This is a genomic window from Streptomyces sp. JJ38 (assembly GCF_019303475.1).
GTDB lineage: Bacteria > Actinomycetota > Actinomycetes > Streptomycetales > Streptomycetaceae > Streptomyces.
In genome coordinates this window covers 1-11094 of the sequence record NZ_JABLSI010000049.1, presented here as the reverse complement: position 1 = coordinate 11094, position 11094 = coordinate 1, and the positions used below count along the sequence as shown (strand labels likewise).

Annotated in this window: 7 protein-coding genes; 4 read left to right on the top strand and 3 right to left on the bottom strand. The window is 74.3% G+C overall.

Going from position 1 to position 11094, the window contains the following annotated elements; all coding sequences use genetic code 11:
* Positions 1-16 precede the first annotated feature (16 nt).
* Positions 17-6244, bottom strand: coding sequence for a type I polyketide synthase (locus HPT28_RS22135; protein ID WP_257579194.1), 6228 nt, complete (start codon positions 6242-6244; stop codon positions 17-19).
* A gap of 158 nt (positions 6245-6402) precedes the next feature.
* Between HPT28_RS22135 and HPT28_RS22130 the strand changes: the two genes are divergently transcribed.
* On the top strand, positions 6403-7230 hold the full coding sequence (locus HPT28_RS22130; protein WP_219092947.1) for a thioesterase II family protein: 828 nt from the start codon (positions 6403-6405) through the stop codon (positions 7228-7230).
* On the opposite strand, the gene HPT28_RS22125 is transcribed toward HPT28_RS22130, so the two are convergent.
* Positions 7196-7861 carry a TetR family transcriptional regulator gene (locus HPT28_RS22125; protein ID WP_219092946.1) on the bottom strand — a complete coding sequence of 222 codons (666 nt, stop codon included), beginning with the start codon at positions 7859-7861 and terminating at the stop codon, positions 7196-7198. The two genes, HPT28_RS22130 and HPT28_RS22125, sit on opposite strands and share 35 nt — an antisense overlap.
* Positions 7862-8063: 202 nt before the next feature.
* On the opposite strand from HPT28_RS22125, the gene HPT28_RS22120 reads away from it, so the two are divergent.
* The gene (locus tag HPT28_RS22120; RefSeq protein WP_219092945.1) at positions 8064-8339 is read left to right on the top strand and encodes a phosphopantetheine-binding protein; all 276 of its coding nucleotides are present in this window, start codon (positions 8064-8066) and stop codon (positions 8337-8339) included.
* Positions 8340-8441: 102 nt separating this feature from the next.
* Positions 8442-9785, top strand: a complete 1344-nt coding sequence (locus HPT28_RS22115; RefSeq protein WP_219092944.1) for an NAD(P)/FAD-dependent oxidoreductase — start codon at positions 8442-8444, stop codon at positions 9783-9785.
* Positions 9786-9898: 113 nt separating this feature from the next.
* Here HPT28_RS22115 and HPT28_RS22110 read toward each other — a convergent pair whose 3' ends face one another.
* Positions 9899-10744 carry a GNAT family N-acetyltransferase gene (locus tag HPT28_RS22110; RefSeq protein WP_219092943.1) on the bottom strand — a complete coding sequence of 282 codons (846 nt, stop codon included), beginning with the start codon at positions 10742-10744 and terminating at the stop codon, positions 9899-9901.
* Between the two features lie 163 nt (positions 10745-10907).
* On the opposite strand from HPT28_RS22110, the gene HPT28_RS22105 reads away from it, so the two are divergent.
* On the top strand, positions 10908-11094 hold a 187-nt coding region (locus tag HPT28_RS22105; RefSeq protein WP_219092942.1), incomplete at its 3' end, for a hypothetical protein.

Below are 11094 nucleotides of genomic sequence, written 5' to 3'. Positions count from 1 at the left end.
GGACGGCGGGTTCGGTTCACGGCCGCTCCCTTCCCTCGGTGAGCATGGCCTCGGAGCTGTCGAGCAGGGACAGGGCGCGGGCCATGAGCGCCTCGTCGCTGAGGTCGTCCAGCTCCTCGGCGTCGGACCGCTGTCCGGCGGAAGGCCGTTCGGTGGATGGCTGTTCGTCGGAAGGCTCCGGCGCGGCCGGTGCGTACTCGGCGGGCGCCTCCGCGGCCGCCTCCGGCTCGGGCCCCGGCTGCGGCATCGCGTCGAGTTCGGTGCCGATGAACCGGGCGAACGACAGCGCGTTGGGGCACTCGAACATCACGGTGCCGGGCAGTTCGAAGCCCAGCTCCGCCTCGGCCCTGCGCTTGAGCTCCTGGGACAGGACGGAGTCCATGCCCAGGTCGAAGAAGCCCTGTTCGGGCGCGACGTCATCGGCGCCGCCCAGAACATCGCAGGCCCACTGGACGACCGCGTCCAGCAGCCGCTCCTCGCGGCGGTCGGCCGGGAGCGCGGACACCTCGGCCACGAGGGCCGTCGCCCGGCCCCCGCCCGTCCCGTCGGCGGCGGAGACGGCGGAGGCGGCGGAGACGGCGGAGGTCGCCGAGGTGGCGGACACCGCCGGGGAGGACGGAGCGGCCGGAGTGAGGGCGAGCGGGCCGATCCAGTGGCTGCGGCGTTGCCAGGCGTACCCGGGCAGCGGCACAACCCGGCGGCGGCCCCCGGTCACGCGGTCGAAGTCCACCGCGCAGCCCAGCACATGGAGGTGCGCGACGAGGTCGAGCAGGTCGGTGGCGTCGGGTGCGGACCACTGGCCGCCGCCCGCGGAGCGGCGCACCGGGGTGCTCAGCACCGCCGCTCCCCCGCCCCGGCCCTCCAGCGCGGCGGACAGCAGCCGGGCGGAGGAGCTGCCGGTGCCGAGGTCGAGGACGGTCTCGACGCCGTCGGCGGTCAGTTCCCCGGCGAGGGCGGGCCAGCCGGAACCCGCCGAGTAGCGGGTCATGGTGCCGCCGCGCCCGGTGGGCGGGGTCGGCTGCCCGGCGGCGAGCAGCCCGGCGGCCTCGTCGACGCTCAGCTCACCGGCCGCGCAGGCGGCGCTCAGCTCACCGACGCCGGCACCCACGACGGCCTGCGGGGCCACGCCGAGGGAGACCCACAGCGCGCCCATGGCCAGCTGGCCGGCCCAGGTGAGCGCGGTGTCCTCGACCGTGCCGGGGTCGGGCGGCGGGGCGGCGCCCTCCCACACCCGCGCGGCGGAGAAGCCGAGGGTGCGGCGCAGGGCTCCGTCGGCCTCGGCCACGACGGCGCGGAAGGCGCGGTGGGCCTCCGGGTCACCGAGCAGCGCCGCGGCGAGCGGGGTGTCGGCGGTGGGGGCGAGCAGCTCGGCCCACGGCAGCTCCGGTGCGGCGGTGCCGTGGAGGAAGGCGAGGGTGCGCTCCTCGTCGGGGCGCGCGGCCCCGCTGCGGACGCCACCGCCCTGCTCGCCGCGTTCGACGGCGCCCAGGCGCCGGATCAGCTCGGTGCGGGTCTGCCCGACCACCGCGAGCCGGTGCTCGTGGTGGGTGCGGCGGGCGCCCGACGTCCAGCACAGGTCGGCCAGTTCCTCGTCGGTCGTCCGGGCGAGCCGGGCCCGCAGCCGGGCGGCGGTCTCGGCGAGGGCGGCCGGAGTGGTCGCGGAGGCGGCCAGCACGTAGGGCCGGGCGGTGGCGGCGGGCTCCCGCCGTGCCGTCTCGGGGGCCTCCTCCAGCAGGACGTGGGCGTTGGTGCCGGTGAAGCCGAAGGCGCTGACGCCGGCCACCCGGGCCCGTCCGCCCCGACGCCACACGACGTCGTCGTCGGTCACCCTCACCGGCAGCCTGTCCCAGGCGAGCTGCTGGGTGGGCGTGTGGAGGTGCAGGTGGGCGGGGATGCGCTCGTGGCCGAGCGAGAGGGCGACCTTGATGAGCCCGGTGATGCCGGCGGCGGCCTCCAGGTGACCGACGTTGGTCTTCACGGAGCCGACGAGGAGCGGCCGGTCGGCCGGCCGGCCCTCGCCGAGCGCGGCCGCCAGGGCGCGGACCTCGATGGCGTCGCCGAGTCGGGTGCCGGTGCCGTGCGCCTCGACGTAGTCGATGTCGCCGGGGCTGAGCCGGGCCTGGTCGAGGGCGGCGCGGATGACCTCCTGCTGGGCCTCGCCGCTGGGCACGGTCAGGCCGCCGCTGGCCCCGTCCTGGTTGACGGCACTGCCCCGGATGACCGCGTACACCCGGTCGCCGTCGGCCAGGGCCCTGGACAGCGGTTTGAGGATGACGGCTCCGGCGCCCTCGCCGCGGCCGTAGCCGTCGGCGGAGTCGTCGAAGGTCTTGCAGCGGCCGTCGGGGGCGAGTGCTCCGGCCGCGGACATGGCGAGGAACACCGTGGGCGTCGACATGACGTTGGCGCCGGCCGCGATGGCGATGTCGCTCTCCCCGGCGCGCAGGCTCTGGCAGGCGAGGTGCACGGCGGTGAGCGAGGAGGAACAGGCGGTGTCCACGGCGATGCTCGGGCCGCGGGTGCCGAGGAAGTAGGAGAGTCGTCCGGCGGCTCCGCTGAAGGAGTTCCCGGTGCCGTAGTAGAGGTCGATGTCGCTCTGCTGCCGGGTCACCAGCTGCTGGTAGTCGGTGGTGTTGAGGCCGACGAAGACGCCGGTGCGGCCGCCGCGCAGGCCGGGGGCGGGAACACCGGCGTCCTCCAGCGCCTCCCAGGCCACCTCCATCAGGATGCGCTGCTGCGGGTCCATGCTGCGGGCCTCGCGCGGGGAGACCCGGAAGAAGGTGTGGTCGAAGCCGTCGACGGCGTCCAGGAAGGCGCCCCGGGTGGTGACGACGGTGCCGGGCGCGTTCTCACCGTGCAGGGCGTCGGCGTCCCAGCGGTCGGCCGGTATCTCGCCGGTGGCGTCGGTGCGTCCGTCCAGCAGGTCCCAGAAGCCGCCCGGGTCGTTGACGCCGCCGGGCAGGCGGCAGCCGATCCCGACGACGGCGACGGGCTCGGGGCCGCCCGTCGCACCGGCCGGTGCGGGGCCGGAGGTCACCGCGGGCGCGGGAGCGCCGGCGGCGGGTTCGGCCGGGCCGGGCGGGGCGGGGGCCGGCAGCAGCGGCCGGACGTGGGCGGTGAGGGCGTCGATGCTGGCGTGCTCCAGCACGTCGGCGGCGTCCAGCTCGCAGCCCAGCTCGGCACCCAGCCGGCGGGCGAGCTCGGCGACGGTGACCGAGTCCAGGCCCAGCTCGAAGAAGCCGCGGTTGCGGGGCAGCTTCTTGCCGGGGTCGTGGCCGAGCACCTCGGCCACGACGCGCTGGACGACGGTGGGGACGTCCTGGTGCGCCGCGGACGGCGCGGGAGAGGCGGGCGCGGCCTCGGCGGCGGGCGCCGGGGAGGCGGCCGGGACGGCCTCCGGCTGCCGGGCCGCGGGGGCGGCCGACACGGAGGCGGCCTGCGCGGCAGCCGGTCGGGGGACGCCGTTGACCTCGCCGATGAGCCGGCCCGCGGCGTCGTAGAGCCGGACCTCGGCCCGCAGTCCGGCCGCGTTCGGGCCGGCGCCGCCCTGGCGGCCGCGCTCGACGCCCTCCAGCCAGTGCCGCTCATCGGCCCAGCGGTGCGGCGGCAGGGTGACGGAGGGGACGGGGCCGGGGTGGACGGCCGTCCAGTCGACCGGGGCGCCGTGGGCGTGCAGCCGGGCCCGGCTCAGGTTCAGCTCGTGCGGTCCGTTCTTGCCGCGGGCGAGGGTTCCCGTCACGAGGCCGCCGGCGCCGCGGTGGGCCAGCGCCGCGCGCAGGGGGCGGCTGAGCACCGGGTGGGCGCCGATCTCCAGGAACGCCACCTCGCCGGGGCCGCGTTCGGCCAGTTCGCGGTCGACGGCGGGCCACAGCAGGACGGGTTCGCGCACGTTCGCGGCCCAGTAGGCGGCGTCCAGCACCGGCTGCTCGTCGGGGGTGACGGTGGACCGGAACGGCACGGTGGGCTCGGTGGGCACCAGCTCCGCCAGGACTTCTGCGAGTTCGTCCGCGTAGGGCAGCATCAGCGGGCTGTGGAAGGCGTAGGTGACCGGCAGCGGGGTCGTGGTGGCGCCCAGCTCGCGCAGGGCGGCGACCGCCCGGTCGACGGGCTCTGGCGGACCGGCGACGACGGCGGAGGCCGGGCCGTTGACGGTCGCGACGCACACCTCGGGGTGGTCGATGAGCAGGTCGCGCAGCTCGTCGGCGTTCATCTCGACGTTGACCATGCGGCCGGTGCCGGTGGCCCGCTGCATGATCCGGCCGCGGTGGACGATGAGCCGCACCGCGTCCGGGAGGGTGAGTGCACCGGCCACGTGGGCGGCGGCCACCTCGCCCATGCTGTGTCCGATGACGGCGTCGGGGCGCACGCCCCAGGAGCGGAGCTGGGCGGCCAGGGCGACCTGGACCGCGAAGACGGCGGGCTGGGCCACCTCGGTGGCGCGCAGCCGGGCCGGGTCGGGGTCGCGCAGCACCTCCAGCAGCTCCCAGTCGGTGTGTCGGCCGATGAGTTCGGCACACTCGTCCAGGGCGGCGCGGAAGACGGGTTCGGTCTCGTGGAGGTCGGTGCCGACCCCGGCCCACTGGGAGCCCTGCCCGGAGAAGACGAACACGACGGGCGGCGGGTCGTCGGGGGCGGTGCCGGCAAGCGCGTTCGGGTGCGGCTCGCCGGCGCGGTGGGCGGCGAGGGCCTCGGTCAGCTCCTCGGCGTCCGGGCCGACGACGGCGAGCCGGTGCCGCAGTGCGGTCCGGCGGACGGCGGCGGCCGCGGCCACGGCGTCCAGTTCGGCTCCCTCGGCGTGGCGCAGGGCGGTGGCGTAGTCCCCGGCGAGGGTGCGCAGCCCGGCCTCGGTGGAGGCGGAGAGCACGAGGGTGTGCTCGCCGCCGGGCGGGGGTGCGGGCTGCGGCGCGGGCCGGGCGGGCGCGGCCGAGAGCAGGACGTGCGCGTTGGTGCCGGAGAGGCCGAAGGCGCTGACCCCGGCGACGGGCAGGGCGTCGTCCTCGACCGGCAGCGGCGTGGGGCCGGTCGGGATGACGATGCCGGAGCTGTCCCAGTCGATGAACGGGGAGGCCGTCTCGTGGTGGATCTGGCCGGGGACGGTGCGGTGCCGCAGCACGAGCAGCGTCTTGAGGAGCCCGGCGATGCCCGCCGCGGAGTCCATGTGCCCGAAGTTGGCCTTGTGGGAGCCGACGACGAGGCGGCGGTCGGCCGGGCGGTCGCGGCTGATGACGTCGGTGAGCGCGGAGATCTCCAGCGGATCGCCGAGCGGCGTTCCGGTGCCGTGGGCCTCGACGTAGGAGACGGCGTCCGGGGTGAGGCCGGCGTTGTCCAGCGCGCTGCGCAGGAGGTTCTGCTGGGCGACGGCGTTGGGGGCCATGAGCCCGGCGCTGTAGCCGTCCTGGTTGACGGCGCTGCCCCGGATGACGCCGTGGATGCGGTCGCCGTCGCGCAGGGCGTCGGCGTAACGCTTGAGGACGACGACGCCGCAGCCCTCGCCGCGCACGATGCCGTCGGCCCGGGAGTCGAAGGGCTTGCAGCGGCCGGTGGGCGACAGGGCCTGCACCTTGCCCATGAAGACGGTGAGTTCGGGCGTCAGGATGGCGTTGACGCCGCCGGCGAGCGCGGTGTCGGCCTCGCCGGTGCGCAGGGCCTGGCAGGCCAGGTGGACGGCCACCAGCGAGGAGGAGCAGGCGGTGTTCACGGACATCGCGGGGCCGTGCAGGCCGAAGAGGTAGGCGATGCGCCCGGCGGCGAAGCTGAACTCCTTGCCCGCGGCGAAGTAGGGGCCGATGCCCGCGACTCCGTTCGTCTTGGCGTGCAGGAGCATGTAGTCGGAGCCGAGGATGCCCATGTGGACGCTGGTGCGGGTGCCGGACCAGCGCTCGCGGGGCCCGCCCGCGTCCTCCAGGGCCTCGGCGCTGACCTCCAGCAGCAGCCGCTGCTGCGGGTCCATCTCCCGGGCGTCGCGCGGGGAGATGCCGAAGTGCTCGGCGTCGAACCGGTCGATGTCGGTGAGGAACCCGCCCTCGCGGCAGTACGTGGTGCCCGGTGACTTGGGGTCCGGGTCGTGGAAGGAATCGTCCCAGCGGTCGGACGGCACCTCGCCGACGACGTCCACACCGTCGGCCAGCACGCGCCAGAGGCTGTCCAGGTCGCGCACGCCTCCGGGGAAGCGGCAGCCGGCCCCGACGACGGCGATGGCGCTGGCGTCATCGGGCCGGGGCTCGGGGCTGGTGAACGGTTTGGACATGCATTCTCCCGTTGAATTCAGCATCCGATGACTTGCGGTAGGGTGCCCACGTACTCGGCCAAAGGTCGTTCAGGAACCTCGCGCCCGGCTTGAGAACGGACCTGAACGCCGTGGGGCGTGCGGCGAACACGCCCCGCCGTCGACGAGGGAGGGTTCGCATGACGTCATCGAACGCACTGCCCACGAACCGCCCGGACACCGCCCCCGGCGGACCGGTGCGCGTGCTGTACTGCCTGGCCCACGCGGGTGGCAGCGCCATGCCCTACGGACGCTGGACGCAGTCGTTCGCCCCGGCCGTCCGCGTCGAACCGCTGGAGCTGCCGGGGCACGGCGTGCGGCTGCGCGAGCCGCTCGTCACCGACCTGGACCCCCTGGTGGCTGAGGTGACGAGCCGTATCCGGCCCGGGGACGCGCCCTTCGCGATCTTCGGCCACAGCTTCGGCGCCCTGCTGGGCTACGAGGTCTCCCGGCGGCTCGCCGCCCGGGGCACCCCGCCCGCCGCGCTGCTCGTCGCCGGGCGCAACGGCCCCGCCGAGCCGCTGTCCCACCGCCCGCTGCACACCCTCCCGGACGACCGGTTCACGCAAGCCCTGCACCGGCTCGGCGGCCTCCCCGACGCCCTGCTGGAGCAGCCCGCCCTGCTGCGCATGTACCTCCCGGCCCTGCGAGGCGACCTACGCCTCGTGGAGACCTACACCCGCCGCCCGGGGCCCGGACTCGCCCTGCCGATCGCCGCGTTCGCGGGCCGCCGCGATGTTCTGACCGACGCGCGCGGCGTCCTGGCCTGGGAGCGGGAGACCACGGACCGGTTCCAGCTCGCGCTGCTGCCGGGCGGTCACTTCTTCGTCGCCGAGCCCGGGTTCCCCGAGGCGCTCGCCGGCGCGCTCTCGGCGCTCACCGCCGCGGTCGTCCCACCGCAGGGCGACGGTTCGGTGGCGGAGGCCCCGGAGATCAGTCGTCGTAGGGAGCCGGCAGCGCGCCGGTGAGATACCGCTGCAGGGTGGGGGCGACGGAGGCGACCAGCTCGTCCTCCGACATCGAGGCCACCGGCTCTATCGCCACGATGTAGCGCGTCATGGCCAGCCCGACGAGCTGCGCGGCCGCCAGGGAGGCGCGCACCCGCGCGTGCGTCCTCCCGGTGGCCGCGGCGACCGGGACCAGCACCTCCTCGGTGACGAACTGACGCAGCATCCGCGCCGCCGCCTCGTGGGTCACCGCCGACCGCAGGATGCTGAGCATCTGCCGGGACGTCTCCTCGCCCTCCCACAGGGCGAGGAACGCCCGCAGCAGCCGCTCCCCCGTACCCCGCACGCCCTTGGTGCCCAGTACGGCCTCCACCAGCTCCTTCGGGTGCAGCGCGTCGTGTATCGACGCGGTGAACAGGCCCTCCTTGGACAGGAAGAAGTGGTGCACGAGCGCCGCGTCCACACCCGCGTCCTGGGCGATACCGCGGATGGACGCGCCCCCGTAGCCGTGCTCGGCGAACCGCGACTGCGCGGCGTGCAGAATCGCCTGTCTGCTGAGGGTGACACCGGGCCGGCGGCCGGTGCGCTTGCGTCCGCGCACCGCCTCACCAGCGCCGTCCGCCGCGCTCTTCACTCCCCGACGAGCCGACACCGGCCCACCTCCCGCACAGCCGCCTCACCCGATGCGGCCACACTCTATGCCCGTTGATCGCCGACGGGGAAAGCCCGCGGCGCCGGTCTCCACAGAGCCGCCTGAGTGAGAGGCGAGCGGCCTTCCAGGAACGCCGCCCATCGTGGGCCCAACGGCCGGGCAGCCCGCTCGGCGACCAACTCGGCCCGTACGGAGGCACCCAGTGACGGCACTCGACCGAGACGCGATCTACGCCAAGATCAGCGAGTACATCCAGGAGCAGTTCCTCGGCGACAGCGGCGTGTCGGAACTGAAGCCCGACACGCCGCTCCTGGAGTGGGGCGTTCTCACCTCGATGAACACCTCGCTGCTGCTCAGCTTCATCCGCAACGACCTGGGCGTGACCGTGCCGCCGACGCACATCACGGGCAAGCACTTCCAGACACTGACGACGATCACGGACATGGTCCACGAGCTGGCGCCGCAGCCCGCCTCCTGAGCGGCGGCCCCCGTACATCGGCGTACCTCAGCTTCACACCCAGCACACCCTGCTCAGCCTGAGCACAGTCCTCATCAGCAGAACGGCAGATCGGAGTGCGTCGTGGACGCAGAGTTCGACATCGGCATCATCGGCGGCGGCCCTGCGGGATCGACGGCTGCCTCCTACCTCGCCAAGGCGGGTCTGAAGGTCGCCGTCTTCGAGGCAGACAACTTCCCGCGCGAGCACGTCGGCGAGTCGCTGGTGCCGGCCACCACCCCGGTACTCCTCGACATCGGCGCCATGGACAAGGTGGAGGCGGCGGGCTTCCCCAAGAAGTACGGCGCGGCGTGGACGTCCGCCGAGGACCGTGCCATCGACCACAACGGCTTCCGCGGCCTGGAGCACGACTTCCGCGCCGCCGAGGTCCTGTTCAGCGAGCGGGACCAGGCCGGCGTGGACCGGGACTACACCTTCCACGTGGACCGCGCCAAGTTCGACCAGATCCTCCTCAAGCACGCCGAGGAGCTGGGCGCCAAGGTGTTCCAGGGCGTCCACGTCGGCAAGGTCGACTTCGACGGGGAGCACCCGGTCATCGAGGCCAAGATCGGCCGCAGCAAGACGCACGTCCCGGTCAGGATGGTCGTCGACGCGAGCGGGCGCCGCACCCACCTGGGCAGCCAGCTCAAGTTCAAGGTGCCGGACCCGGTGTTCAACCAGTATGCCGTCCACACCTGGTTCGACAACCTGGACCGCAAGGCGCTCGCTGTCAACAAGGACCAGGCCGACTACATCTTCATCCACTTCCTGCCGGTCTCCGACACGTGGGTGTGGCAGATCCCCATCACGGACACCATCACCTCGATCGGCGTCGTCAGCCAGAAGGCCCGGTTCAAGGAGTACGACGGCGACCGGGAGAAGTACTTCTGGGACACCGTCGCGAGCCGTCCCGAGCTGCTGGACGTGCTGAAGAACGCCGACCAGGTCAAGCCGTTCAAGACCGAGGGCGACTACAGCTACGGCATGAAGCAGGTCGCCGGCGACAAGTTCGTGCTGATCGGCGACGCCGCCCGGTTCGTCGACCCGATCTTCTCCAGCGGCGTCAGCGTGGCGCTCAACAGCGCCCGCATCGCCTGCAAGGACATCATCGCGGCGGCCGAGGCCGGCGACTTCTCCAAGGCCCGCTTCGCCGACTACGAGGAGAAGCTGCGGCGGGGCGTGAAGAACTGGTACGAGTTCATCACGATCTACTACCGCCTGAACATCCTGTTCACGGCGTTCGTCCAGGACGACCGCTACCGCCTCGACGTCCTCAAGCTCCTCCAGGGCGACGTGTACGACGACGAGGAGCCGAAGGCGCTCGCGGCGATGCGCGAGATCGTCAAGGCCGTCGAGGAGGACCCGACCCACCTGTGGCACCCGTTCCTGGGCAACCTCAAGGCCCCGTCGGCGGCTCCGAGCTTCTGACCCGCCCCCCGCGGCCGGACAGCCGACGGCCGGGCCCGCCCCGGGGGACCTCGCGTCCCCCGGGGCGGGCCCGGGCGCGTCCGGTGAGGCGGGTGGCGTGGGAGGTACGGCGGTCAGAACAGGACGGACATGAACGAGCCGACCTCGCGGAAGCCGACGCGGCGGTAGGCCGCCCGCGCCGGGGCGTTGAAGTCGTTCACGTACAGGCTCACCACCGGCGCGAACTCCGCGAGCGCGAACCGCAGCACCGCCGCCATGCCGGTCACGGACAGCCCCTGGCCACGGCGCTCCGGGTGCACCCACACACCCTGGATCTGGCACGCGTGCGAGGTGACGGCACCGATCTCGGCCTTGAAGACGACCTGCCCGTCCTCGAACCGGGCGAAGGCCCGGCCCGAGCCGACGAGCTCGGCCACCCTGGCCTGGTAGACGAGGCCCCCGTCACCGGCCAGCGGAGAGACCCCGACCTCCTCGGTGAACATCGCCACGGACGCCGGCATCACCGCGTCCAGCTCGTCCTTGCGGACCCGGCGCACCAGCGGATCGGGCGCGACGTCGGGCGCGGGCGACCGGGTCACCATGAGCGGCTGCCGGGGCCGCACCTCCCGGGCCGGGCCCCAGTGCGGCTCCAGCCGGGCCCACAGGGCGGCCGTGGGCTCGGCGGGCCCCACGAGCGACGAGCAGCGCCGCCCCTGCCGCCGGGCCCGCTCGGCGAAGGCGGCCACCGCCTCCGGGCCGGCGCAGACCGGCACGAGGTTCGCGCCCGCGTAGCACAGCGAGGTCAGCCGACCACCCGCGTACCAGCCCCACATCTCCCCGCCCAGCCGCCACGGGTCCAGCCCCGAGGCCTGGACCCGGGCGGCGACGAAGGCGTTGGCGACAGGCTCCCGGTCCAGTACGGCCAACGCCTCGTCGAGGTCGTCGGGCGCGAGGGGCCGGGTGGAAGTCGTCGTCAACACGTGCGAAATGGTGCCTCACCGTGCGGGGCCCCCGAGGGGCCGGAGCAGTCCTGGGGAAACGATCCCTCTTGGAGCGATTCTCCGCACTGTACTCCTGGTCGGCGGCTCGTGCCTGCCCCCCGCCCCACCGGTGCGTCCCCCGGCGTCGGCCGGTTTGGACCGGGTGACCGGTGGGCGCCGCGTCCGCGCGTCGCAGCCCGCCGGTGCGGCGGGCTGGGCGCGCAGGTCCCCGGGCGAGGCGCCGGGGCGCCACCCCGGCGCCGGGCGACCGGCCGGCGGGGAGGGCCTAGCCGACCGTGATCTCGGGTTCGCCGGAGAGGGCGCCCTCGTTCTCCATCTGCTGGGCGATC